At 67.3% G+C, this 24812-nt stretch carries 23 protein-coding genes and 1 riboswitch; of the genes, 13 read left to right on the forward strand and 10 right to left on the reverse strand.

The features are described 5' to 3' along the window. Nucleotides 1-93: 93 nt before the first annotated feature. The 5 genes from L284_RS42260 to L284_RS42280 all read left to right on the forward strand — a co-directional run bounded on the left by L284_RS42260 (nucleotide 94) and on the right by L284_RS42280 (nucleotide 4168). The gene (locus tag L284_RS42260; RefSeq protein ID WP_021235462.1) at nucleotides 94-1032 is read left to right on the forward strand and encodes a LysR family transcriptional regulator; all 939 of its coding nucleotides are present in this window, start codon (nucleotides 94-96) and stop codon (nucleotides 1030-1032) included. Between the two features lie 279 nt (nucleotides 1033-1311). After that, the gene (locus tag L284_RS42265; protein ID WP_235054534.1) at nucleotides 1312-1737 is read left to right on the forward strand and encodes a hypothetical protein; all 426 of its coding nucleotides are present in this window, start codon (nucleotides 1312-1314) and stop codon (nucleotides 1735-1737) included. Nucleotides 1738-1850: 113 nt separating this feature from the next. Further along, the gene (locus L284_RS42270; protein WP_031342892.1) at nucleotides 1851-2183 is read left to right on the forward strand and encodes a UrcA family protein; all 333 of its coding nucleotides are present in this window, start codon (nucleotides 1851-1853) and stop codon (nucleotides 2181-2183) included. 366 nt (nucleotides 2184-2549) lie between these two features. Beyond that, nucleotides 2550-3530, forward strand: coding sequence for a sterol desaturase family protein (locus tag L284_RS42275; protein ID WP_021235466.1), 981 nt, complete (start codon nucleotides 2550-2552; stop codon nucleotides 3528-3530). A gap of 47 nt (nucleotides 3531-3577) precedes the next feature. Beyond that, on the forward strand, nucleotides 3578-4168 hold the full coding sequence (locus tag L284_RS42280; protein ID WP_021235467.1) for a hypothetical protein: 591 nt from the start codon (nucleotides 3578-3580) through the stop codon (nucleotides 4166-4168). A gap of 151 nt (nucleotides 4169-4319) precedes the next feature. Here the strand turns inward: L284_RS42280 and L284_RS42285 are convergent, their stop codons facing one another. The 5 genes from L284_RS42285 to L284_RS42305 all read right to left on the reverse strand — a co-directional run bounded on the left by L284_RS42285 (nucleotide 4320) and on the right by L284_RS42305 (nucleotide 8232). Further along, complete coding sequence (locus L284_RS42285) at nucleotides 4320-4955, reverse strand: DedA family protein (protein ID WP_081674119.1); 636 nt, start codon at nucleotides 4953-4955, stop codon at nucleotides 4320-4322. Nucleotides 4956-5052: 97 nt separating this feature from the next. Then, nucleotides 5053-5370 (reverse strand): hypothetical protein, encoded by a 318-nt coding sequence (locus L284_RS42290; protein WP_021235469.1) that lies wholly within the window; start codon nucleotides 5368-5370, stop codon nucleotides 5053-5055. Nucleotides 5371-5540: 170 nt separating this feature from the next. Then, a complete protein-coding gene (locus L284_RS42295; protein ID WP_152524741.1) occupies nucleotides 5541-6275 on the reverse strand; it encodes a hypothetical protein in 735 nt (244 codons plus the stop codon). Nucleotides 6276-6306: 31 nt separating this feature from the next. Next, entirely contained in the window at nucleotides 6307-6951 is a 645-nt protein-coding gene (locus L284_RS42300) for a DedA family protein (RefSeq protein ID WP_021235471.1), read from the reverse strand. Between the two features lie 18 nt (nucleotides 6952-6969). After that, nucleotides 6970-8232, reverse strand: a complete 1263-nt coding sequence (locus L284_RS42305) for a glycosyltransferase family 4 protein (RefSeq protein ID WP_021235472.1) — start codon at nucleotides 8230-8232, stop codon at nucleotides 6970-6972. A gap of 225 nt (nucleotides 8233-8457) precedes the next feature. Here L284_RS42305 and L284_RS42310 point away from each other — a divergent pair, with 225 nt between their 5' ends. Together L284_RS42310 and L284_RS47005 are read left to right on the forward strand one after the other, a co-directional pair. Beyond that, a complete protein-coding gene (locus L284_RS42310) occupies nucleotides 8458-9150 on the forward strand; it encodes a response regulator (RefSeq protein WP_021235473.1) in 693 nt (230 codons plus the stop codon). Then, nucleotides 9147-10529, forward strand: coding sequence for an ATP-binding protein (locus L284_RS47005; RefSeq protein ID WP_021235474.1), 1383 nt, complete (start codon nucleotides 9147-9149; stop codon nucleotides 10527-10529). The genes L284_RS42310 and L284_RS47005 overlap by 4 nt, the downstream gene beginning before the upstream one ends. Nucleotides 10530-10591: 62 nt before the next feature. On the opposite strand, the gene egtD is transcribed toward L284_RS47005, so the two are convergent. The 4 genes from egtD to L284_RS42335 form a co-directional block, all read right to left on the reverse strand. Beyond that, nucleotides 10592-11590 (reverse strand): L-histidine N(alpha)-methyltransferase, encoded by a 999-nt coding sequence (gene egtD / locus L284_RS42315; protein WP_021235475.1) that lies wholly within the window; start codon nucleotides 11588-11590, stop codon nucleotides 10592-10594. 1 nt (nucleotide 11591) lies between these two features. Next, nucleotides 11592-12878 (reverse strand): ergothioneine biosynthesis protein EgtB, encoded by a 1287-nt coding sequence (gene egtB / locus L284_RS42320; protein WP_021235476.1) that lies wholly within the window; start codon nucleotides 12876-12878, stop codon nucleotides 11592-11594. A gap of 239 nt (nucleotides 12879-13117) precedes the next feature. Further along, a complete protein-coding gene (locus tag L284_RS42330) occupies nucleotides 13118-15394 on the reverse strand; it encodes a S9 family peptidase (protein WP_021235477.1) in 2277 nt (758 codons plus the stop codon). Between the two features lie 133 nt (nucleotides 15395-15527). Continuing rightward, entirely contained in the window at nucleotides 15528-15800 is a 273-nt protein-coding gene (locus L284_RS42335) for a hypothetical protein (protein ID WP_021235478.1), read from the reverse strand. 98 nt (nucleotides 15801-15898) lie between these two features. Here L284_RS42335 and L284_RS42340 point away from each other — a divergent pair, with 98 nt between their 5' ends. The 4 genes from L284_RS42340 (at nucleotide 15899) to L284_RS42355 (ending at nucleotide 20318) form a co-directional block, all read left to right on the forward strand. Continuing rightward, nucleotides 15899-16234, forward strand: a complete 336-nt coding sequence (locus L284_RS42340) for a hypothetical protein (RefSeq protein ID WP_021235479.1) — start codon at nucleotides 15899-15901, stop codon at nucleotides 16232-16234. Between the two features lie 199 nt (nucleotides 16235-16433). Next, nucleotides 16434-18905, forward strand: a complete 2472-nt coding sequence (locus tag L284_RS42345) for a hypothetical protein (protein WP_021235480.1) — start codon at nucleotides 16434-16436, stop codon at nucleotides 18903-18905. Between the two features lie 109 nt (nucleotides 18906-19014). Beyond that, nucleotides 19015-19401, forward strand: a complete 387-nt coding sequence (locus L284_RS42350) for a hypothetical protein (RefSeq protein WP_021235481.1) — start codon at nucleotides 19015-19017, stop codon at nucleotides 19399-19401. Between the two features lie 125 nt (nucleotides 19402-19526). Next, the gene (locus tag L284_RS42355; protein WP_021235482.1) at nucleotides 19527-20318 is read left to right on the forward strand and encodes a hypothetical protein; all 792 of its coding nucleotides are present in this window, start codon (nucleotides 19527-19529) and stop codon (nucleotides 20316-20318) included. Here the strand turns inward: L284_RS42355 and L284_RS42360 are convergent. Beyond that, nucleotides 20315-22459 carry a TonB-dependent receptor gene (locus tag L284_RS42360; protein ID WP_021235483.1) on the reverse strand — a complete coding sequence of 715 codons (2145 nt, stop codon included), beginning with the start codon at nucleotides 22457-22459 and terminating at the stop codon, nucleotides 20315-20317. The genes L284_RS42355 and L284_RS42360 overlap by 4 nt on opposite strands. A gap of 187 nt (nucleotides 22460-22646) precedes the next feature. Beyond that, nucleotides 22647-22903, reverse strand: a riboswitch (cobalamin riboswitch). Between the two features lie 267 nt (nucleotides 22904-23170). Between L284_RS42360 and L284_RS42365 the strand changes: the two genes are divergently transcribed. Next, nucleotides 23171-24142 carry a methionine ABC transporter ATP-binding protein gene (locus L284_RS42365; RefSeq protein ID WP_235054543.1) on the forward strand — a complete coding sequence of 324 codons (972 nt, stop codon included), beginning with the start codon at nucleotides 23171-23173 and terminating at the stop codon, nucleotides 24140-24142. Continuing rightward, nucleotides 24139-24804, forward strand: a complete 666-nt coding sequence (locus tag L284_RS42370; protein ID WP_021235485.1) for a methionine ABC transporter permease — start codon at nucleotides 24139-24141, stop codon at nucleotides 24802-24804. The genes L284_RS42365 and L284_RS42370 overlap by 4 nt, the downstream gene beginning before the upstream one ends. Nucleotides 24805-24812 lie beyond the last annotated feature (8 nt).

A 24812-nucleotide genomic window follows, 5' to 3' on the forward strand; every position in this document is an offset into this window, starting at 1 on the left:
CCGCCGCTTGCGGCTCGCGGATCGTGGCAGGTCTGTTCTATGAACCCTGTTCGATTCCGCCCTGATGCCGGAATGATGGGGTAAAGAGGAAGCATGAGCGAGCGCACGCCCTTGACTGACAGGAAGTTCGCCAGTCGCGTGGACTGGAACCTGATGCGGACTTACGTCGACATCGTGCGGGCGGGGGGCATCGGCGCGGCGGCCAGGCAGCTCAACAAGCAGCAGCCCAGCATCAGCGCCGCGCTCAAGCGGCTGGAGGATCACGTCGGCGCCGCCCTGCTGATCCGATCGGCGACCGGCGTGGAGATGACCGCCGCGGGCAAGGCGATGATGGCGCTTTGCGAGGACATGCTGGAATCCGCGCGGATGGTGCCTCACCAGATCGCGCAGGCGACCAAGCGTGTCGAAGGCGTGGTGCGTATCCAGATCGTGTCCGCCATCGTCTCCGACCAGTTCGACGAGGCGATCGCCAGCTTTCACCGGCGCAACCCCGAAATCCAGATCGAAATCCGCGTCTCTCCCTGGCGCCAGGTGCTCGATGCGCTGGAAGCGGGCGAAGTGGAACTCGGCATCGGCTATGACAACAGCGTGCGCGGCAACCTGGTCTACGAGCCGCTGTTCGTGGAGCACCAGCAACTTTACTGCGGGCGCAGCCATCCGCTGTTCGGCTACCGCATCACCCAGCCCAAGGAACTCAAGACCGAGCCGTTCGTGCTCATGGGAGAGGGGGAGATCGAGATCATCACCCACTTGCGCCGCCGCTACCGGCTGGGCACCCATGTCGCCGGGGTGGCGGACGACATGAACGAAGTGCGCCGGCTGATCCTGTGCGGCGTCGGCATCGGCTTTCTCCCCACCCCGATCGTCCAGGCGGACGTGGAGCGCGGTGCGCTCTGGCCGCTGCTGCACGGCGACTTCGAGCCGGGCTACGACATCTTCCTCCTTGCCCGTGCCGAGCCGGAGCGGGACACCGCCACCCAGCTGTTCATGGACGAAGTATTCCGCCGCATCCGCGCCCAGCCACGCGTTTAGGCGCGATGGTTCGTCATAGATCGAACCTATGGCTTGCATCGTGAAATTCCCCCTGCCGCCATGATCCCCTCCAGCGCAGTCTTGCCAAACAAGGGCAAGGCAAAGGCGGGCGATGAACTTCAAATCGACACTTCCCGATCGGATTGGAAGCCGCTTCAAGGCTCTGGCGTCGTCGATGCTCCGCTTTTTGCTGAACGGTATGGAAGCACGCGCAGGCGCCATCGGCGGCTATCGAGGCGGCTATCGAGGCGATGATCGGGCGCGAGGTCCGGCGCGATGATGCCGGCGGCGCTCCTTGTCGCGGTGTCGCAGCAAGCCCGGCGCTTCGCCGGGAAGTGTGCCGTCTTCTGCGGCCTCGGCCTGATCGCCTTCGGGCCGGAGGCGGCTGCAGCGGGTACGCGCCGGGAAGCCAGACTGGTTTCGTGCGAGAAGGCCGATTGCCTGCTCGTCACCGGTTCCCGAGCTGATCCCGGCATGATCGTCCGCATCAACGGACACCCGGTTCGGGCCGAGGGCCGCCGGAACTGGAAAGTTCTCCTGCCGGTAAGCACCGTGCGGGAATGGTCGCTGCCGGGCGCGCGCAGCATTGCCGTTTCGGCCACCGATTTGGGCAATGGAGACGAGGATACCCGGCAAGTGAAACTGCCGATAGGCATGCTGGGCAGTATTACTGAACTGGCTAGCCTAGTAATACCGGGGCACTAGACATGTTCTAAGTGATGCAGAACTTGCTTTGATATTGCGATTTCTTCTCGTAAGCGCTATGGGGGCATCAGTCACCGTAGAGTGATGCCATATCCTGTGCTTAGGAGAAGATGATGAAATTTGCCGTTCTGGCGCTGGCATCGTTTGCTTTCGCCGCTTCCGCATCGGCCGCCACCGGCGAGAATCCCTTCGCCCGGGACCAGGCGGTGCTGCAACTGAAAGGCCTGGACCTCGCTACGGCCGAGGGGCAGCAACGGCTGGCCATCCGCATGGATCAGGCGGCGCGCTCCGTTTGCGGTGAGAAGATGGCGAATGTGCACCTTGCGGCGGAACGCAAGGCGCAGGATTGCCGCAGCGCCGTTCTTGCCGAGATTCGCGGCCAGATCGAAACCCGCCGTGCCGAGGCCATCCCTGCTTCCGCCCCGAAGTTCGCACTGGCACGCTGATCGCCGGTCGAGGATCCGCTCTTAGCGGATTCGCGCAGCCCCATCCGGCAATCGTCACGCGGCGCCCGGAGCCTTTCCGTCATCGGCGGAAGGCTCCGGGCGCCGCTTGCGTTCCGGGGTGCCATCCTCACCCTTCCCGCCCCTCACCCTTCCCGCCATAGATGCAGCCTATGCATTTCATACGGCATTGGCATCTGGCGGGGTGAAAACCCTTGTAGGATGCTGCTCTCAAGTCGGTCGATGCACGGAGATTCTCCGCAGTCGACGAACCGACCAGGACCGTAGAAGCATGGCGGCAAGACCATGCTTCGATATCGTACAACAGTATTACCCGCTTGGCCGGATAATACTACGAGGGCAGGGCGTATGGACGGCGTTCGCGTAGGAAACAGGATCATAGGGGCCCAGGCGCCGGTGACGGTCGGCTGGGAAAACATACCGCGCGTCGAAGGCGGTCCGGTGAAGCAGTTCGTGTTCACCTGGTTCCAGCCCACGGTGCTCTTCGCATTGCTGGCGTTCTGGTATTACGCCCCCAATTCCATCGCCAAAGCCTCTACGGCGATCGGCATCGGCATCGGCTTCAAGGTCCTGCTGCTGGCGATGGAGTGGTTCTTTCCGCGCCACGAAAGCTGGCGCCTCACCTGGAAGGAACTGACGACCGACCTGTTCTACGTTGGGCTGGGCTACACGCTGCTGCGCATCGTCGACAGCTATATCGGCGACGGCGTCATGATCGAGGCCATCCAGAAGCATCTGGAATGGGACAAGTTCGCCTGGTTCCTTGGCCTGCCGCTGCTCCTCCAGGCTTTCCTGATCTCCTTCCTGTTCGACTTCGGACAGTACTGGATGCACCGCGGGATGCACAACTGGTATCCGCTGTGGCTGACCCACTCCGTGCACCACTACATCACCCAGTTGAACATCAACAAGGGAGCGGTCGGCAATCCGGTGGAACTGTTCCTCATCGGGCTGGGCATCGGCGGCTTCTTCGACTTCCTGCCGCGCGCCGCCCTGCTGGCCGGCGCCCTGGGTCTTGCGATCAGCACCTACCAGCACATCAACGTGCGCTTCAACTCGCCCCGCTGGTGGCGCTTCCTGTTCCATACGACCGAGCATCACAGCCTGCACCATTCGCAGGACTTCGAGGCGAGCCGCAGCAACTACACGAATACCTATATCTTCATCGACCGGATGTTCGGCACCTGCGTCGACGGTGAGGCGGAGCTGCTCGGCATGGAGGGCGGCCGCCGCATGTCCATTCGCGAGCAGATGACTTTCCCCTTCACGGAAGGCTGGAAGACGCTGAAGGAACGCATGGCGCGCCCCGCAGCCGTACCTGCCGAGTGACGGCGAAGACGATTTTACCAGGACCACACGCCAGGAGACGAAGCTCCATGAACTCACGTTTCACCGACTGGATCTGGCACATCGGGGGCAGCCTGGCGCTCGCGCCCGGACAATCGGAGGAAGAGGCTTTCGACAGGCTGACCCCCCTGTTCCGCCGGAGCGGTACGAGCCACGAACGGGCAAACGGCAGGCTGACCTTTCGCAAGAAGGACCAGGCGGCGCAGGACGAGATGGCCGTTTTCGACGGCGGGGTCCTGCGCATCGAGAACGAGCCCGCCGGGCGGGTTCTGCACTATCGCCTGACCAGCCGGGCCTTGCTGTTCTGCTTCCTGGCGCCCCTGCTGTTCCTGGCCTTCGGGCAGGCCACCGTCGCCCTGGGCAAGCTCGACAAGCCTGCGGCCGAAGCTTCGGACAAGTCCGCGAAGGAGCAGAAGGCGCTTCCGCAGAATCCGATCGACAAGGCCCTCGGCGCGCCGGCGCCCGAAAAGCCGAAGAAGGACGGCAAGGAGGAGCAGGGCCGGAAATCGTCACCGACTGCGGCCTATGTCTTCGCGGCAATGTTCGCCGCCCTCTACGTCGCGGGGCGGTTCATCGAGAGCAGGCGGGTGAACATGCTGTTCCGGCAATCGCTGAGGTAAACGGGTCGGGCAGGGGCGGAAGAGAGCCGCCATCCGCATTCCCGAGGGTTGCGCTTTATCCGCGCTGCAGATCACGCTCAGGAGAACGACGAAGCCCGCAACGGGGACCACGCGGCTCGCGGGTGGTCCCCCCTGACAGGAAACCGTTGCTTCACAGCGGTATCCGGTCCGACGGCGATGGCTCCACGGCCTCATCTTCCTGGCTTTCCGCGCCTTCTGCTTCCACCGAGCGCCGCAGGCGGCTGCGGACGAGGAGCGTCATGGCGGTGGCGACCGCGACGAGCGCGGCGATTGCCAGCGCGACATGGCCGAAGCGGCGCAAGTTCCCGAAGGCCAGTTCCACCACTTGCCCGAAACTATAGCCGATGGCGGCAATCGCGGCGCCCCAGGCCAGCGCCGCTACCGCGTTGAGCAGCAGGAAGCGGCGGGTCGGTATCCGCGAGGTGCCGATGGCGACGGGGCTGATGGTGCGAAAGCCGTAGAGGAAGCGGAACGCCAGGATGAACCCGGTGGGATGGCGCTCCAGCATCCGCATCACGCGCGCGAAAGCGGGCCGCTCGGTCAATTTGCGAACAAGCCGGTGCATGCGATAGCGGCGTCCGAGCAGGAAGAAGAACTGGTCCGCGATGAACGAGCCGATCGCCGCGGCTGCCATGACGCCGTAGAGCGGCAGCAGGCCCTGATGCGCGATCAACCCTCCGGTCAGGACCACGGTCTCGCCTTCCAGGGCCGCTCCCAAGGCGACGGCCGGCAGGCCGAACTCTGCGATCAGGGCTTCTATCGACATGGGCGTTCCGATGCGGCCAGCTGCGAGGCGGCGCATGCGGCGGCGCTCGTGGGTCAGGAACGGCGGAACGCGGGCCCCGGTTCCGAACCGCTGTCCTTCAGAGCTTGTCGTCCACCAGGCGCAGGCGCGCGCCGCCGCCGATGGAGATCGACGAGCCGTCGGGATATTCGACCGTACCGTCGGGGCGCAGCAGGGCGAACTCGGCGGTATCGACGCTGCCGTCGATCGTGACCGGGGTGGTGGTTGAAAGGGGAGCCGCGTCGCCCTTCACCTTGAAGGTGTCGATTCGCCAGGCCAGGACCTGGTCCATCTCGGCGGCGACGATCTTTTCACGACTGGGGCCAACCCGGGTCGAAATGTAGAATCCGTCTTTGGCCGGCACGCAGGCCGTCGAAATGAGTTCGTGATCCGTCACGCCGTTTGTCCCAGTGAGCCCCCGCGGGCGTTCCCGGCAACCGCACGGGAACGACCACTGCTGTCTATCCTAACCGGGCTTACCGTATCCTTACAGGGGGGGTCACAATTTTTTTGCAATGCGGAAACATTTGCCGCGCGTCGCAGCGGTTGCGCTCGGGTGAACCCGCCCTAGGAAAGCGAATCCCCATTGGCGGCTTCTGCCCTGGTGGCGCCATATTGCGCTTCCCAGGCGAGAAGGTCGGCCTGATATTGCTCGTAGCTGTCGAAGAACGCGCGGAACGGCGCTTCGGCGTTGGCAAGCCCGGTAGGCGCGAACTGTTCGAGCTGCGCGGCGGACACGTCTTGAAGCGCGTTGGCGATGTCCAGCGCCGCCTGGCAAAGCGAGGGCACCACCGGCGGCAGCGCGAAGAAGTTGTAGACCTGGGTCTGGTACGCTTCGCGCTCGCGGATCGCCTTGGCGCCGAAGCGGGTCTTGAACTCCTTGTCCAGCGTCTTGTTGGCGGCGGCAAGCGACTTGGCGTACTTCTTCTGGAATTCGGTGTAGCCGCCCAGGATCGGCGCGCCCTGCTCGCCGGTGCAGTTCAGCGCCGCCACGTTGTAGGCCGAGCGCAAGTTCCACAGCGCCTGGGCCGGCGTGACCGCCGTGTTGACGGTGCGGCGCGATCCGTCGGCCGCCTTGGCGGGGAGGGTCATGTTCGGCGCCGCGCCGAGCGGCGGTGAAGGACGCGGCGGGATTACGACGACCACCGGCGGCGGCGGCGGGGCCTCGGCCACCTTGGGGGTGCTGCACCCGCCCAGGAAAGCGACGAGAAGGGCGGCCGTGACGCCTCCCGCTTGCGCTCTCGAAATTGCGCTGGGCGTACCCGTCCGCCCCGTGGTCTGGCGGAATGTCCCTGCGTTCATCGTCCCCATTTCCATCACCCTATCGCTGACTTCATGCCGATTTTCCTGCTTTGGCCCGCCGTCTGCGCCCCAGCAGGCGTGAGGCGAGCAGCGTGACGCCCATGGTCAAAGCCGCCATCGCCAGTCCGCCGAGCACCAGAGTGCTCTCGTCGATCGCCAGGGCCGCGCCGAGCGGGCCGGCGGCCAGATATCCGGGCGCGAACATCAGCGGCACCCAGAGGCAGGCGGAGGCGACGTTGGCGATCTGGAACGGCCGCCGGGGCATGGCGAGCACCCCCGCCACAAGCGGCACCGTCGCGCGGATCGGGCCGAGGAAGCGGCCCATGAAGATCGCCGCGAAGCCGTACTTGCGGAAGAACAGCCGCGTGCGCGCCACGGCCGCGCGATGCCGGTCGAGCGGCCAGGTGCGGTAGACGCGCGGGCCGATGCGGTTGCCGAAGGCGTAGGAGACCCAGTCCCCCAGGATCGATCCGCCCACGGCCCAGAGGAAGATCGGCCAGGCGTCCAGCGTGTCGGCGCCGATCAGGCCGCCGATCGCCAGCATGACCGCCGTTGCCGGGACGAACAGGCCGACGATGGCGAGGGACTCCCCGAAGCAGAGCAGGCCCACGATCGGGCCGGCCCATGCTCCATGGGCGGAGACGAATGCACCGGCCTGGGCGATCACCTCTTCCATGGAGCTGCTATGCCCTCCTCATGCCGCGCGCGAGATGGCGCCCGCGCCCAGGATCTCCGGGTCCATTTGGGGCGAGGGGGCGATGCTGCGGCCGACCACGTCCATGTAGGTTTCCAGCACCTGGTGCGAGGCGCCGTCCCAGTCGTAGGCCTTGCTGGCCTCCCGGGCGCGGGCGCCCATGGCGGCGCGGCGGCGGCTGTCCCCGGCCAGCAGGCGAAGGGCCTGGAGTGCGCCGTCCTCATCGCCCGGCGCGAACAGCAGGCCCGCGCCGCCCTTGAGGAGGTTGCGCCCGCTCGGCACGTCGATGCAGACGGTCGGCAGGCCGGAAGCCATGGCTTCCAGGGTGACGTTGCCGAAGGCCTCGGTAGTGCTGGGATTGAGGAACAGGTCGGCGCTGGCCACGGCGCGGCCGAGATCGGCGCCCATCAGGTGCCCGGCGAAGCGGGCCTGGGGCAGCTTCTGCTCCAGCCATTGCCGCTCCGGGCCGTCGCCCACCACCAGAGGGCGGATCGGCAGGCCTTCGCCAATGAGGCGGCGGCAGAGCGCGGCGAAGGCGGCCAGGCCCTTTTCCCGCACCAGGCGGCCGAAATGCAGTACGGCCACTTCGCCGTCCGCCACCCCCAGGGCGCGGCGCCACGCCATGTCGCGCGCCAGCGGGGTGAACTGCAGGCGGTCCACGCCGCGCCCCCACAGGCGGGTGCGGCTGCCGAGACCGGCCTCGCCGAACTCTTCCGCGATGGCTGCGGTGGGCACCAGGATGCGATCGGCATTGCGGTAGAAGCGGGAAAGGTGCCGCTCCATCGCCGGGCGCACGAGACCGGCGCCGTAGAAGGCCGCATATTTCTCGAAGCGGGTGTGCAGGCTGGTGACGACCGGGATGCCGGCCTGCCGGGCTAGGCGCTGGGCGGCGGTGCCGGTCCAGTCGGGCGCGGAGAGATGGACGATCTCCGGCGCGAACTCTGCCAGATTGGCGCGAATGCGGCGCGGCAGGCCCAGGCCCAGGCGATAGTCGCCGCGCCCGGGGATCGCCACCGAGGGAACCGAGACCAGCGTGCCTTCCGGGGCAAAGGCGGGCGTGGGCGATGTCGGCGAGTAGACCCGCACGGTGCAGCCGCGCCGCTCCAGATAGCCGACCAGGCGGTTGAGCGCCTGGTTGGCGCCGTCGCGGACGTAGTTGTAGTTGCCCGAAAAGAGCGCGATCCGCGGACGCCGGGAGGAAGTGGTCGCGCGTGACGCGATGTTGCGGCGCGTTCGGCACGCGATGTCGGCTTGCGGCTTCATGTCTCGATTTTCAGTGTTGCGACCGGTGCGGGTCTGGTCCCCGTCGATGCTCGAAACAGCGCTATTCCGGCTTGGCTTACGGCAACCTTACAGGCTTGCAGGGAGCAGAACGGCACATGCGCAGCCGGTTGCGCGGGGGCGCCATCCCCGCGATAGATGGCGCATGCGTGCAAGACAGGGACATGTGCCTCTCCACCGCGGGGATGGCCAGGGGGACGGGAAGCGATGCGGCTGCTGATCGTCGAGGACAATCCCGAGCTGGCGGGGCTGATCGGCGCGCACTTGCGCGAAGTCGGTTTCGGCAACGACATCGTCGCCACGGCGGAGGAAGCGCGGATCCTGGTGGAAGCGGGCAACCACGCCGCGATGCTGCTGGATCTCGGCCTGCCCGATCAGGACGGCATTTCCCTGCTGCGGGCCTTGCGTGCGGCGGGGCACCGGCTGCCGGTCCTGGTGCTGACCGCGCGTTCGGCGATCGCCGACCGGGTGGCGGGACTCAATGCCGGCGCCGACGACTATCTGCCCAAGCCTTTCGCCGCCGAGGAACTGATCGCCCGGGTCGCCGCGCTGCTGCGCCGCGCCATGGGCGAGAACGACGGCGAGATCGTCTGCGGTCGGCTGCGCTATGATACGGTCTCCCAAACGGTGCGGGTGGAGGCGAACGGCAGCGCCGCGAGCATCGTCCTGGCTCCGCGCGAGGTCCAGTTGCTGGACCTGCTGATGCGCCACCGCGACAAGGTGGTACGCAAGACCCAGATCGAATCCGTGTTCTTCGGACTGGGCGAGGAATTTTCGTCCAACGCGGCGGAAGTCAGCGTGCACCGGCTGCGCAAGCGCCTCCAGTCGCTCGATGCCGGGATCGAGATCGTCACCGTGCGCGGCCTGGGCTATCTGCTGCGGGCCATGGCGGAGCCATGATGGTGAAGGGCGGCGGAGCCATGACGGGGAAGGGCCGGACGCACTCGATCCTGCGGCGCATCCTGCTTTTGCACGCGGCCGCCACGATGGTCACGGCGGTGCTGGCGGCCTGGGGGGCGATGCTGCTGATCGACAGCACCGGAGACCGCCTGCAGCGGCAGATCCTGGACGAATACGCGCAGAAGATGCAGGCCGGGCTGCATCGCCATGCCGGGGGCTGGACCATTTCGGAAGAGACCGCCTCCGCCCTGCGCGGCGGCGGTTCCAGCTTCAGTTTCTGGATCGAGGACGCAGGCCGCCGCGTGGCCATCGCGAACTTGCGGGCCGACCCTTCGCTTTCCGTGCCTACCCGCGCCGCGCCCGCCTATTTCAAGCGGGTGCGCGGCTCGCGGATCTATTCCGGCGTCTCCATGCCGCTGCTGGGCGAGCGGCAAACATGGCTGGTGATCGTCCAGAACCTGGATCACCCCGACGTCATCTTCGACGATCTGCGCACCGATATCGCCCTTGTGGGCGGCGCCTTGCTGGCGGTGTTCCTGGTCGGCCTGCTGGCGGTGGATGCCGCCATCGTCCGCCAGTCTCTGGCTCCGCTGAAGCGCGCCTCGCGGGAAGTCGGGCAGGTTTCGCCCTACCAGCTGCAGCAGCGGGTCGATACGGCAGGGATGCCCGAGGAGGTCCTGCCGCTTCTTGGCGCCATCAATGCCGCTCTGGACCGCGTGGAAGAAGCCTATCGGATCGAGCGCGACTTCGCCGCCGATGCCGCCCACGAATTGCGCACGCCGCTTTCGATCCTGCGGCTGCTGGTGGAACAGGACGGCTCGGCCGAGGCGCAGGCGCGGCTGCTGCGCCAGATCGACGCGCTGGAATCCATGGTGGAGCGCCTGCTGCTGCTCGCCGAAGTGGATGCCATGGCCTGCGACCCCGGCGAAGTGACCGACTTGCGGGCAGTGGCCGAGGAACGCGTCGCCGCCATCGCGCCGCTGGTGCTGGCCCGCGGCCAGGACATCGAGATCGTCGGGGCCGGGCGGGTGCCCGTGTTCGCCTCGCACCACCTCGCGGCGCGGGCTCTGGATTCGCTGCTGGAGAATGCGACGAAGCATACGCCGGCCGGGACGCATGTGGTGGTGACCGTCGATCCCAGGGCCGAGATCCGCGTCAGCGACGACGGCCCCGGCCTGCCCGAAGGCGGAGAACTGTTCGCCCGCTTCGCCTCGGCCCGGCGCGACTTCCAGCGCAGTTCGGGGCTGGGGCTGGCCATCGCCAGCGAACTCATGGCGCGGATGGGGGGCAATCTCGAGGCCGGGAGCGACGGCGGTCGCGGCGCCGTGTTCCGCATGCGGTTCCATGCGGCTTCGAAGAGCGCGGGGCAGGTTGGATAAGGGCTTCCGTCATGGGGCAGGCATTCGGCCCCACGATCGCTCCTCCCGGCCGAGGATCAGCCCTAGGGCTCCCGCCCCGCACTCCCGGCCTTCGCCAGCACCAGCGAGAAGTCGCCGCGGGCGTCGGTCCAGTGTTCCAGTTCGCTCCAGCCTCCGGCGCGGAGCAGGACGCGCATCTCTCCGGGGTGGTACTTGTGGCAGTTTTCGGTGTGGATGGTCTCGCCGGCCTCCATGTGGAAGGCCTCACCGTCCACTTCGAAGCGGATCGCGCGGCGGGCTTCGAGGTGCATCTCGATGCGGCTGGCGACGGGGTTCCAGCGGGCGACATGGCGGAATTCCCCGATCGGAATGGTGCCGCCAAGCTCGCGGTTGATGCGCTGGAGCAGGTTGAGGTTGAACAGCGCGGTCACCCCCTGCGCGTCGTCATAGGCGGAGATCAGGCGCTGGGGCTCTTTCACCCGATCTATGCCGATCAGCAGATGCGCGTTTTCGCCCAGGGTCTCGCGCATGGATCGCAGCAGGTCCACGGCCGCCTCGGGCGTGAGGTTGCCGATCGTGGAGCCGGGGAAGAAGCCCAGCATGGCGCCGCCGGCGGCTTCGGCGCGCAGCGGCAGGTGCACCGGGTCCATGAAGTTGGCTTCCACGGGCACGATGCGCAAGGCCGGGAACAGGCCCTGGAGCGCGGCGCAGGCCTCGTCCAGGAACTCGCCGCAGATGTCGATCGGCACGTAAGTCGCGCGCGGCAGGGACTTGAGCAGGATGCGCGTCTTTATGGAACTGCCCGAGCCGAATTCCACCACCGTGGCATCCGCGCCGACGCGCTCCGCCACCGCGCCGCAATGCGCCTGGAGCAGGGCGGTCTCGGTGCGGGTGGGGTAGTATTCGGGAACCTGGGTGATCGCTTCGAAAAGCTGCGATCCCCGCATGTCGTAGAACCAGCGGGCGGGAACGGCCTTCTGCGGCTGGGCCAGGCCTTGCAACACGTCGGCGCGGAAGGCGGGATCCGGCTGGAAGGGCGCGGCAAGCGGGGCATCGTCGATCCGGGGGGCCGTGGAATACACGTCAGAGGCTCCTTGCGAGGCGAAGGCCGGTGAACTGCCAGCGCTGGTGAGGGTGGAAGAAGTTGCGGTAGGATGCGCGCAGATGGCCGCGCGGCGTGGCGCAGCTGCCGCCCCGCAGGACGAACTGGCCGGACATGAACTTGCCGTTGTACTCGCCCACCGCACCTGCCGCCGGGCGATAGCCGGGCCAGGGGCGATAGGCCGATCCGGTCCATTCCCAGACATTGCCGTGGAGCGAGGCGAACCCGTCGATCTCGGCTTCGGCACGCGGCTCGGCGCACCCCGCGCGGTCGAGCTGGACGCCGTCCCGGGGATCGCGGTTGCGGGCGGCGGCTTCCCATTCGTGTTCGGTGGGCAGGCGCGCGCCCGCCCAGGTGGCGAAAGCATCGGCCTCGTAGAAGGAAACATGCGTCACCGGCGCCTCCAGGTCCACTTCGCGCCACCCGGCCAGCGTGAACCGTTCCCACTGGCGGCCGCCGCCGCGCCAGTAGAGCGGAGCCGCGACGCTTTCCTGCCGCACCCAGTCCCAGCCGTCGGACAGCCAGAGCGCGGCGGTGCCGTAGCCCTGATCGGCGATGAACTCGATCCATTCGGCATTGGTGACAGGCCGGTTGGCCAGGGCGTGGGGGGCAAGCCAGGCGGGATGGCGCGGCAGTTCGTTGTCGAAGGCGAAATCGCCGTCAGCCCCAAGCCCCGCGCCGATCTCCACGAGGCCCGAAGCACCCTCGATCCAGCGCAGCGGCACGGCGCGCTGTTCCGAGGCGTCGGGCGCGGCGGCATAGGCAGGACCGAGCGGATTGCGGGAAAACAGGTGCTTGATGTCGGTCAGCAGCAGTTCCTGATGCTGCTGCTCGTGCTGGATGCCCAGTTCCACCAGATCGCCGTGACGCTCCAGCAGCGCGGGCAAGGCCTCCAGCATGGCGGCATCGATATGGTCGCGGTAGGCCAGGACTTCGGCCAGGGTCGGGCGCGTCAGCAGGCCGCGTTCCGGCCGCGCGAGCCGCGCGCCTTCGGCCTCGTAATAGCTGTTGAACAGGAACGGCCAGCGATTGTCGTAGAGCCTGTAGTCCGGGACATGGTCGCGCAGGAGGAAGGTTTCGAAGAACCAGGTGGTATGCGCCAGGTGCCACTTGGCCGGCGAGGCGTCGGGCATGGATTGCACCGCGGCGTCGGCCTCGTTCAGGCCCTGCACCAGATCCTGGCTGAGGCGGCGGGTCTGGAGAAACCTCTCCCGCGTGCGCTCCCCCGTCAAAGGCGCGCGCAGATCGGCAGACGATGGGTCCTTCATGCTCTCTCCTTCCGCTACCCGCATGGGCACGCCTCGGGTTCGCTGCTCCTACTGCCCGCAAGCAGGGAAGGGAACGAAACGAAGGTATGGCCTAGGTAGTGCTTGAGGAGCCTTGAGGTTCCGGATTGCCCGGAAATTCCCGTGCCGGGATGGCCCGGCCCGGGATGAGGGCCGCCAAGCTACTTGGGTCCAAGCTACTTGGGTCCAAGCTGCTTCGGCCCAAGCTGCTTCGGCCCAAGCTACTTCGGCGGAGTCACGCCGTGGCGGCCGAGGAAGGCGAAGATCGTGTCCCAAACATGCTTGCTGATCTTCGGTCCTTTCACCGCGTGGGTGTGGCCCGGATAGAGCATCATCTCGAAAGGCACGGCTTCGGCCTGGAGCTTCGAGATCAGCGCGGTGCTGTTCTCGAAGACCACGTTGTCGTCCGACATGCCGTGGATCAGCAGCAGCGGGTCGGTGATCTTCGTTGCCTCGGCAATGGCGTCGGACGCCTTGTAGGCATCGGGCACCTGGCGCGGATCGCCCATGTAGCGCTCGGTATAATGGGTGTCGTAAAGCTCCCACTTCGTCACCGGCGCGCCCGAGATGCCGGCCGCGTAGAGGCCCTGGTCGGCCTGGAGCATCTTCAGCGTCATGTAGCCGCCGTAGGACCAGCCATAAGTCGCGATCTTCTTCGGATCGACGAAGTCCAGCGTCTTGAGGTATTCGGCCCCGGCGCGCTGGTCGGCCACTTCGACGGTGCCCATGGCATGGCGGATCTTGCTTTCGAACTTCACGCCGCGATTGGGGCTGCCGCGATTGTCGAGGCGGAAGTAGATATAGCCCTTGTCGACGATGGCCTGGGGCAGGGCGCCCAGCCACTGCCGCGCCACCTGCTGGCTATGCGGGCCGCCGTAGTGCTCGAAGAACACCGGGTAGCGCTTGCCCGGCTCCATCTTGGGCGTGATCATCAGCCAGTGCAGATCGCTGCCGTCCTTGGCCTTGACGGTTCCGTAAGTGGGCGTGCGATGGCTGGCGAGGTAGGGCGCATAAGGATGCGCGGCGTCCAGGCGGTTTTCCTCCACCCAGGCCAGGCGTTTGCCCTCGGCATCGGCCACGTAGCTTTGCGAGGGTTGCGTCGGCGAGGAGCGCGTGACGACCAGCGTGCGCCCGTCCTTGTTGGCGACGGCGGCGTTGAACCAGCCCGTCTCCGTCAGGCGCTGGGGCGCGCCGGGATGAGCGAGGTCGATGGCATAGAGCTGCGGAGAAAGCACGTCGTCCCTGGTGCCGGTAAAGAGCACGCGGCCACGCGCCTCGTCGACGGCCACGAGCTTGGTCACCGCCCAGTCGCCCGAGGTAAGCTGCCGCCACTGGCCGCCCGCGAAATGGTAGAGGTGGCCGAAGCCGTCGCGCTCGGACCACCAGATCAGGCTGCCGTCCTTGAGGAAGCGGTAGTTGCTGGAAAGGTTCACCCATGTCTCGGGCACAGCCGTCTCGGTGAACAGCACGCGGCTGCTGCCGGTGGCCGGATCGACCGCGAGCATGTCGATCCGCGTCTGTGCGCGGTCCTGCCGCTGGACGTAGAGCGTCCTGCCATCGCGCGCCCAGTTGACGCGGGCCAGGTAGATGTCGGGATCCTGGCCCAGATCGACCTGCACTTTGCCGCTGCCGTCGGGCTTCATGACGTGAAGCGAGACCAGCACGTTCGGCGTACCCGCCGCCGGATAGCGCTGCTCGTAAGTGCGCGTGCCTTCCGCGCCGATCGCCGCGCGGGTGACGACTTTCACCGGCGCTTCGTCATAGCGCTCCACGGCGATGCGGCTCTCGTCGGGCGACCACCAGTAGCCGGCCATGCGGTCCATCTCTTCCTGGGCGACGAACTCCGCCTCGCCCCAGTGGACGGTCGGGCTTTTTTCCTGCGGGGTGATCGGCTTCTGCGCGCCCTGGTCGAGCGAGCCGACCCAGAGCCGCTGCTCGCGCACGAAGGAAAGGTACTTGCCGCCAGGGCTGAGCGCGGCGTTCAGTTCGTCCTCCGGCGAGTCGGTGAGGCGGCGGACCGAACCGTCGAGCGCGGCGAGGTAAAGATCGCCGTCCAGCGGGACGATGATCGAGCGGCCGTCGTCGCTCCAGTCGTAGGCGACGATGCCCTTGAGATCGCCGACGCGCTTGCGTTCGCGCTGCATCTTCTCGGCTTCGGAAAGCTCGCGGTTGGAGCCCAGCTTCAGCGAATCCACCAGCATGCGCCAGGCGCCGCTCTCGCGGTCGTAGCCCCACAGGTCGTAGCGCTGGCGATCCTCCGTGCGGTTGCGCAGCAGCGTGAGATAGCGCCCGTCGGGCGAGATCTTGACGTCGCGCGGCTGCGGCCCGTCGAGGGCGGGGCTGGCGAAGACGCGCTGGAAGTCGAGCAGGTCCGAAGGCACGGCAGGCGACGGCGCGGCAGGTTGGGCGGTCTGGGTCACGGGAGCGGCCTCTGCGGAGATCGAAATGGCGGAAACGGCGGCGCACAGGCCGGCCAGCAGCATGGAGGTTCTGGACATCGCCGCCGTGACTAAAGCATTTTTCGCGCCGGTGGAATCACTGCGCGGCGTAAAAGATTCGGAAGAAAGTCGCTGTTTGCGCGGGCTCGCGGCGTTTCCCTCGGGAAACATGCGGAGGGTTCCGGCTGCGGTTTCAGGGGGCGGGCGGCTCGGCGCTTTCTTCGAGTTCGGCGATCTCGAAAACGAAGCTTTTCCAGCCCCGCATCCGTACGGCATCCTGCGTGGCCGCGCGCTTCTTTTTGGCCTCGGCCAGCGAGCGGGTATGGCCCCAGAACACTTCCGTCCTGCCGTTTTCCAGCTCGGCGACGATGCGCCAGTAATGCGTGAAGGGATCGGCGGTCGGGCCGATCGTCTTCACGTAGCCGTCCGGCATCCGCGCGGTGAGGTATCGCTTTTTCCTGGCCATGCCGGGCGCGATAGGACGTCGCGGTGGCAATGTCAGCGGTGCCGCGCTAGGTGGGCCCGGATTTTCGGCAATTCCTCTCAGGCAGTTCAGGCAGAGTCATGGCTCGCAAGCACCCCAAGCACGGCCCCTACGAAGACCTTCGCGAAGAGGAAGAGGCGCCGCCGCCGGTTCCCTGCTGGCTCTGCGGCCGCCCCACCGGCAAGACCATCGTCTGGCACCACCCCGTGCCCAAGAGCCGGGGCGGGCGAGACGTCGTGCCGATGCACGCGATCTGCCAGAACACGCTGACCACCAATTTCACCAATTCCGAACTCCAGCGCCACGGCATGGACGTGGAAGGCCTGCTGGCGCATCCCAACGTGCGCAAGTTCGTGGACTGGGTGGCGAACAAGGATCCCGATTTCACCGTCGCACCGGCCAGGAAACAGCGCTGAGGAGGCGGACTGGCGCGATAGCGCCTTCCGCGGCCGGGATCGTCGCTCTCCCATCGCGGCGAGGCGCGGCAGGGCCAGGGCATTTCGTTCCGTCTTTGCGGGAGCAAGCCTTGGCAAGGCGGGCGACAGGGTGAATAAAATCGTGCTCCGGGCCGCATGGTCAGGAAACCGACAGGATGGACGCGCTTTGCCGATCAGCATGAAGGACGATGATTCGCGGTTCCGGCGCGCCGCAGCGCTTTGCCTCTGCTCCACAGGCGCGCTTGCTGCGGCCTTGCTGGGGGCATCCGCCTTGGCCGAGCCGGCGCCGTTCGAACTGACCGGGCCGGACCTGCGCATCGAGGTCACGCGCGGCCAGCAGACCCTGCCGATCGCGCAAGTCCCCAGCCTGGCGGAGGGGGACAAGCTCTCGGTCCATGCCGTGCTGCCGGACGATCAGGGCATGAAGTTCCTGCTCACTTCCGCCTTCCTGCGCGGCGCCACCAATCCGCCGCCCAAGGATTGGGTGCAGACCGCCAGCACCTGGAAGCAGAAGGAAAAGGACAAGGCGCTGTCCCTTACCGTGCCCAAGGGCGCGCGGCAGGTGGTGCTGCTGATGGTGCCCGAAACCGGCGGGGCGGAAGGCGTGCTGCTGGATGCGGTGCGCGGCAAGCCGGGCGAGTTCGTGCGCGCCAGCCAGGATCTCAACCAGGCGTCGCTCGACCATTCGCGGCTGGTCACGTTCATGGCGGCCATCCAGGCGCAGGACAATACCGGCCCGGAGTACCTGCGCACCGTGGCCCCGGTGCTGGCGCGCAGCCTGGCGATCAAGCTCAACGACGATTGCCTGTCCAAGGTGGTGGAGATGCAGGCCTCCTGCCTGCTCGAAAACCGCGAATCGCTGGTGCTGAACGACGTCCATTCCAGTTCGCTGGCCGATACCCTGACCGGGACGCCCACGGACCTCGCCCTGCAACTGAGCGCCACGCCCGAGGCGGGCGGCGGCTATTACAGCGCCTATATCGGCGTTGCGCGGGACATCGCACGGATCTTCGGCGCCTTCAACAACCCCCAGTTCAATTACCTTCCCACGCTGTCGCTGCGCCAGGAGGGGACGATGTCGCTGCTGCTCAATGCGGCGCCTTCGTTCCAGAAGCCCAAGTCGGTCATGGTGACGGCGCTCCCTGCCGTGGAGGCGGACATTCCGCCGCAACTGCGCAGCACCGCCAAAGGGCCGGTCTGCATCGCCCGTCCCGGTGCGGTGCTGGGCGTGGAGGGCGCTCCGCTGATCTATTCGACCGACTTCGCCCATGACATGAAGGTCAGGCTCACCAACGGCTCCGGCCAGACCATCGACGTGCCGGTCACGGCCCGCGCCGACCGGGGCGGCTACCGGATCGGGCCGGACGAACTGCCCAGCGCTTTCGCGGGATCGATGCGGGCGCAGCTTCTCGGCACCTGGGGCTTCGCCGCGTTCACCGGCCCGGAGTTCCTTCTCCAGCGGCCCGACGGCCAGCCATGGAAAGTGGTGGGAGAAAGCGACGGCCTGGTGGTGGGGCGTGACAATACGGTCGTTCTGGAAGGCGCCGCGCCGTCCTGCGTCGAGGAAGTCCTGCTGCGGCAGGGCAACGGCGCGCCCAGGCCGCTCGACTGGAAAGTGCAGGACGGCCAGAGGCTGAGCTTCACGGTGCCGCAGGCCGCCGCCAACCCCGGCGAGCTTCGGGTGGAACTGCGATATCAGGGCGCCAAGGGGCCGGAGACCGTCACTCTGCGCGCCCGTGCCGAAGCGAGCCGGGTGGACGGTTTCGAACTCCATGCTGGCGACATGCACGGCGTGCTCACCGGACAGCGACTGGATCAGGTGCAGTCGCTTGTCCTGGGCGAGACCGAGTACCGGCCGGACGGCCTGACCCGCGAAGATGCGGTGGACCGCCTGCGGCTGGTCGCACAGGGGAGTGGCCCGGAGAATACACGCGCCGCACCGGAACAGGGAACTGCGGACAAGGCCGTGATTCGCCTGGCCGGAGGCCGCAGCCTGAGCCTGCCGGTACGCGTCGGCGCGGCGCGCCCGCAGGCCGAACTGCTCGGCCGGACGATCTATCCTGGCCCGGCGGCGCCCGGCGCGCGCGCGCTCGAACTCGGCGCGGGCGAACTGCTGCCGGACAGCGGTGAACTGGTGTTCTCGGTCAAGGCCGCGCCGGGCGCCCGCTTCAGTGCGCGCGACGGGATCGAGGTGGCCGGAGGAGAGGGTCTCGTGACGGTGCGCCTGTCCGCCGGAAAGGGCCTCACGCTGGAGAGCCAGCAAGTGCTCGTCGCCCGGCTCAAGGCTACCGATCTGCCCGCCGGAGCCTTCGGGCCGCTGCGATATCGCCTGATAGGCGGCGACATGACCGGCGACTGGATGCCGCTCACCACGCTCGCGCGCCTGCCGCGTATCGAGAACCTGACTTGCCCGAAGGAGAGTGGCGGGGAGGACGGCGCGAGCCAGGCGAAGACGCAGCCCTGTACGCTGACCGGACGGGATCTGTTCCTGATCGAGGCGGCCTCCGCCGATGCCGCGTTCACGCAAGCGGCGAACGTGCCCTCGGGGTTCACCGGGTCCACGCTCGCCGTGCCCCGCCCGGTCGAGGGCAAGCTCTACTTGCGCCTGCGAGACGCGCCTGCGATGCCGGTGATCCTGCCGCAGCCCTGATTGTCCGCGTTTATTCTCAATTCATTAGGCATTGCTATTTAAGCTGCCCGGAAGTGCGATCGAGGCTGCAACGCGTCAAGATGGAATTGCGTGAACGATGGAACGGGGCATGATCGAACGCGCCCTGACGGAACAGGCAGACGCATCTACAGGCGGTCAGCCGGCGCTTTCGCGCCTGACGGTGGTTCCCCACGGCGTGGTCGTGCGGTTGGGCGGACTGGATGTTGCCGGCACTCTGGCGGCCGGTCATCCGGTCTCCTGCGAAGGCACGGACGTGGCGATCTCGGTCAATGCGGCGGGGACTGCTTTCCGCCCAGGGGTTCTCGGGCAAGGCCGGGTCTACGAGAACCGCCTGGAGATCGACCTCGTCTTGCCCGAGCCGGAAGCGGCCGCGCTCGGCGCGGCCTTGCAGCGGGCGGATCGCGGCGTCTTGCGCTTCGCCTGCGAACCGATCACCGAAACGCTGCTGCGCGTGGTCCGTTTCGAGTGCATCTGACGCGAAAGGGCCTGACGCAAAAGAGGTAGTCCGCCCCTCGCAATAGCTGTGCTCGCCGCAGGCCAAGCGGCTATCCTGCCTCTCGGTGCGGACAGGCGAGGAACCGGCATGAGCGGGCACACTCTGTGAAGGCGGCGGTCGATCGCCTGCTGAAACCCCTCGGCCTTCAGGCGCGGCCCGGCGATCCCGGCCCTTACTGGCCCCGCCGCCGGGCCGACCGTATCCACCATCCCTTCCTGTTCCTGCTGACCCCGCCGGGTGCGGGAACCACGGCCATGGCCCGCCACATCGCCGCGCAGTCCGATGTGGCAGGACTGCATCCCAGCTTCGAAGGACAGCGGCTGGTGCGCGGCCTGATGGACGCGGACCAGTGGCTGGACCGCAAGTTCGTGGACTACGAAGCCGTGCTGGGCGCCTGGAGCGCGCGCATAGCCGAGGCCGAGCGCAGCAAGGGCCACGCCTTCTTCCTTGAAAAGAGCCCGCCCCATCTCGTCCGCTACGAGGCGTTGTTCAGCCATTTCAGCGAGTACCGCGTCGCCCTGTGCAATCGCTCGCCCCTGACCAATATCGACGCGCAGCTTCGACGCTATGCCCTGCCGGGCTATCGCGGCGTCCCGCGCGAACGCGTGGTGCGCGATCTGGCCCGCCAGTGGATCTGGCGCAGCGAACTGCTGCGCGCGGCGGCCGAGCGGCACGGTTATCCTCTCGTCACCTACGAACGCTTCCGCCGCGATCCCGGCGCGATCCTCTCGGCTTTCGGGCTGACGGCGAACAGGGAAGCGGCGCCCCCCTCCCAAGCCGAGGAGGCGCCGCCTCAGGTGCTGATGCTCTCGACCGGAGAACGCCGGATCGTCAGCGAGACGGTGGCGGAAGCGCCGGATCTCCTGGCCTTCTTCGGCTACGCCCCGGACCGCTAGAACGCCACATTGATACCTGCCTCCACGGCGCGCGGATCGCCGAGAACCCATTGCGACGCGCCATAAGTTGCGCGCACGTAAGTCTCGTCGAAAACATTGCGCAGGCGCAGGCTGGCATTGGCCGCCTCGATGAACTGCCAGCGCAGCCCGATATCGGTCACGGTATAGGCCGGGATGACGCGGGTATTGGCCGCATCCTGGTAGCGCTTGCCGACATGGCTGACGCCGCCGTCGATGGTCCAGTCCGGCAGGAAGCGCCAGCTTGCGAACAGGTTGGCGGTACGGGTGGCCACGTTGGTCGGGCGGTTGCCGGCGCGCTGGAACAGGACGCCGCCCACGGACTCCGCGAAGTCGTCATAGCGGGCGCGCAAGGCGGAGCCGTTCACGCTGACGCTCATCCCCTCCAGCGGCTCCAGCGACAGCGAGGCTTCCACCCCGCGCGAGGATTGGCGGCCCACCTGCACCTGGATCGTCGGGATCAGCGGGTCCGAGGTGAGCAGCCGGGTCTTGACGATGTCATAGGCCGCCAGCGTGAACTGGCCGCGCCCGCCCCAGAAGATCTGCTTCACGCCCACTTCGTATTGCCGACCTTTCGACAGTTCGAAGGCGCTCTGGGCAAGGCTGGTCGATACCAGCGCTCCGACCGGATCGGCGGCGGTCGCATACTGGCCGTAGAGCGACAGCGTGGGGATCGGATTGTAGACCGCGCCGACGCGCCAGGTGACCGCGTCCGGTGTGCCGGTGAAGTCGTTGGCGGCGTTGAGGTAATCGGTCCTGGTGATTTCCGGCCGGTCGTAGCGCAAGCCGCCGACCAGTGAGAAGCGCTCGCTGAACTTCAGCCGATCCTCGGCGAAGATCGAATATTGCCGGATGCGGTTGGTGTAGCGGGGCCTTGTCGGCGCATCGGCCTGGTGCAGGAACAGGCCGGGCGCGGGATCGTCCAAGGCGATCAGGCGCGTCTGGTTGTTGCCGGAATTGCTGACATTCTTGTAGCTGATGCGGTTGACGTCGAACCCGACGACGAGCTGGTTCTCCAGCCCGGCAAGGCGGTGAGAGAGGTTGGCGGTCGTGCGGTTCCCCGTCTGCTTCTGGATATGATAGAGTTCCAGGAAGCTGGACTGGCGCACTTGCGCGGGCATGGTGGCGGTCGCCGGGACATAAGCGACGTTTTCCGCGTTCTTCCAGTACTTGTTCGCCCAGAGATGGTAGAACGCGCTGCGGATGGTGATCGCGTCCGAGGGCGACCATTTGAGCTTCGCCTGGCTCCAGTTGTCGCGGAACCGCAGCCGGGCATCGGTGACGTTGTAGTTGTTCCGCCTGATCGACCTGTCGAGCCTGCCGTTCACCAGCGGAACGCCGAACCAGGTGCGGGGCGTCTGCCGGCTGAAATCGTGGGACAGGGTCACGCTGAAATCGTCTGCGGGCCTCAGCCGGATCGCGCCCGACAGCGCCAGCGCCTCGCTGTCTCCCCGGTCCATCCAACCGTCCGACCGGCGATAGCTGGCATCGGCGCGGAAGCTCGCCAGATCGTCGATCGGCCCGCCCGCGCCCGCCGCCAGGGAGTAGGTTCCGAACGAGGCGGCGCCCGCTCTGGCGCCGAACTCCAGGGTTTCGCCCGGCTGCCGGCGGACCACGTTCACCGCGCCGCCGATCGCGCCCTCGCCGTAAAGAACCGAGGCCGGGCCGCGCAGGATTTCCACGCTTTGCGCCATCCACGGATCGGCCGGGAAGGTCAGCGTGTTGTTGTACATGCGCATGCCGTCGTAGAGCGTCATGACCGAGTTCTGGCCGGTGAAGCCGCGTGCCGAAAGGCCGTAGCCGAACACGCCGGAGGTGTTGACGATGCCGGTCGCGCGAGCGGCGGCATCCTGGATGGTGAGATCGCCCCGCTGCCGGATCGCGTCTCCGTCCAGCGTCTCGATGCTGGCGGGCGTTTCCAGCGGCGTGAGGTTGAGGCGGCTGGCGCTCTCGGACCTGAGATGGAGCTGCAGGCGATCGACGACGCCGGTGACGACGATCGCACCGCTGCCTTCATCGCCTTCGCTGCCGGTTTCGGCGGTGGTTTCAGCCGCGATCGGCAGGGCCGGAGCAGCGGGCAGGTTCAGTGAAAGGGCCGCCGCAGCGACCTCCAGGTAATGCAACAAACGGATTCCCCCGTATGGCGTCAAGCGACATCGGGCAGGGGCGTGCCGTTCGCGCGCGAACGGTCGGCAGCGCGCATCGCCCGGACGCCCGGGGCGGCCGACGCACGACACCGATGCGGCTCCCACCGCTCGTTCGTCGCTCAGACGGAGTTCACCGTGCCGCGGCCATCCCCTGGACCAAGGCAAGAGCGACCAGACGCCGGCAGGTCTCCTGGCTCATGGGTCATCGCTTGATATACGGCCTTCCCAGGCCTCGCACGTTTTTGCGTCCGACCCAGTGGCTGGCGGATCGGTCTTCATGCCGTCCGCACATGTATATCGCGCTCGCCACTTACAGTTGCAGGGACAGCTGCGGATTTGGACGGAGGAAACGGGTTCCACCTTCCGCACCGCATTCCCGTTTTAATCCCCTTTCGGGGAACCGACACGATCTTCGCCCGCGCCCGATCATCGACCGGCACGCGAACGGCGGCTTCTTATGCCGCCGCGCCGGCGCTCGCAAGTCCCCCGCGCGGTTGCCGCAAGGGCGATGGGCGGCGGCGGCCAGGCAGCGCGTGCCCTGCGGCGGGAGCGCAACCCGGCTGTGAGGCCTTCAAGGAATCATTTGTCTAGATAAAGGGTCGGGAATGGTAGAGGGGGGCGCTCGCACGCGGACAGGCTCCGCCGATCGCGGAAAAGGACAGGCGCCGGTTCGGCGCGGAAGAAGGTATGACTATGATCCGCCTGGAAGGCGTACACAAGGCATTCGGCGGCGGCCACGCGGCGCTGGCGGGCGTCGATCTGGAGATCGGCCGCGGGCAGGTCTTCGGCATCATCGGCCGTTCGGGCGCCGGTAAGTCGACGCTGGTCAGATTGCTGAACGGCCTGGAGCGGCCCACCGCCGGACGGGTGCTGATCGACGGAACCGATGTCGCGGTCCTTTCCGCCGAAGGCCTGCGCGGCTTGCGCTCGCGGGTGGGCATGATCTTCCAGAACTTCGGCCTGCTGTGGTCGCGCACGGTGTTCGACAATGTCGCGCTGCCGCTGCGGATCGGCGGCGCCTCGCGCGCCCAGATCGCGGCGAAAGTGCCGGCGCTGCTGGACCGCGTGGGTCTTTCCGACCATGGCGCGAAATATCCCGCCCAGCTTTCCGGTGGGCAGAAGCAGCGCGTCGGCATCGCCCGCGCGCTGGCCACCGATCCCGAAATCCTGCTGTGCGACGAGGCCACCAGCGCGCTCGATCCCGAGACCACCCGCAGCATCCTCGACCTCGTCGCCGACCTCAACCGCGAACTCGGGCTCACGATCGTGCTGATCACCCATGAAATGGAAGTCGTCCGCCAGGTCTGCGACCGGGTGGTCGTGCTCCATGCCGGCCGCGTGGTCGAGGCGGGCGAGGTGGCGGAGGTGTTCCTGCATCCCCGCGCGCCGGAGACCCGGGCCCTGATCGACGAGACCGACGGCGATGTGCAGCCGCTCGGCTTCGACGGGCCGGTCGTGCGCCTCACCCTGCACGGGCAGGCCATTCTCGATCCGGTACTGACTCGCATCGCGCGCGACACCGGCACCGATTTCATCATTCTCGACGGCCGCATCGGCCGATTGAAGAACACCAGCTTCGGCCGGCTCTCCCTGGGGCTGGTCGGAGGCGATACCGACCGCGCCATCGCCGCGCTGCGCCTGGAGGGCGACGTCGAATGAACGGCTTTTTCCGCAACGTTGACTGGAGCGATGTCGCCCAGGCCTGCCTCGATACGATCGTCATGCTGGGCGGCTCGCTGGTCCTGACGATCGCGCTCGGCCTGCCGCTGGGCATCCTGCTGTTCCTCACCGGGCCGGGCCAGCCCTGGCAGAACCGCTGGGGGAACGGCGTGCTGGCGCTGCTCGTCAACCTGGTGCGCTCGCTGCCCTTCATCATCCTGCTGATCGTGATGATCCCGCTGACGATCGTCCTGGTCGGCACTTCGCTGGGGGTGGCGGGCGCGATACCGCCGCTGGTCGTCGCCGCCGCGCCGTTCTTCGCGCGCCTGGTGGAGACGGCACTGCGCGAAGTGGACCGCAACACCGTGGAGGCGGTCCAGGCCATGGGTGCGACTACGCGCGACCTGGTGTTCCGGGCGCTTCTGCCGGAGGCGCTGCCGGGGATCGTCGCCGCCATGACGGTGACCGCGATCACGCTGATCTCGTTCACCGCCATGGCCGGCGCCGTGGGTGCGGGGGGCCTCGGCGACCTGGCGATCCGTTTCGGCTACCAGCGTTTCCAGACCGACGTGATGCTGGTAACCGTGGTGCTGCTGCTTGCCCTCGTCCAGCTTCTTCAGGTAGCCGGAGACCGACTGGTCCGGCACTTCACACGCAAATAGGATTTCCG

The organism is Novosphingobium lindaniclasticum LE124 (assembly GCF_000445125.1).
In the GTDB taxonomy this organism is placed as follows: domain Bacteria; phylum Pseudomonadota; class Alphaproteobacteria; order Sphingomonadales; family Sphingomonadaceae; genus Novosphingobium; species Novosphingobium lindaniclasticum.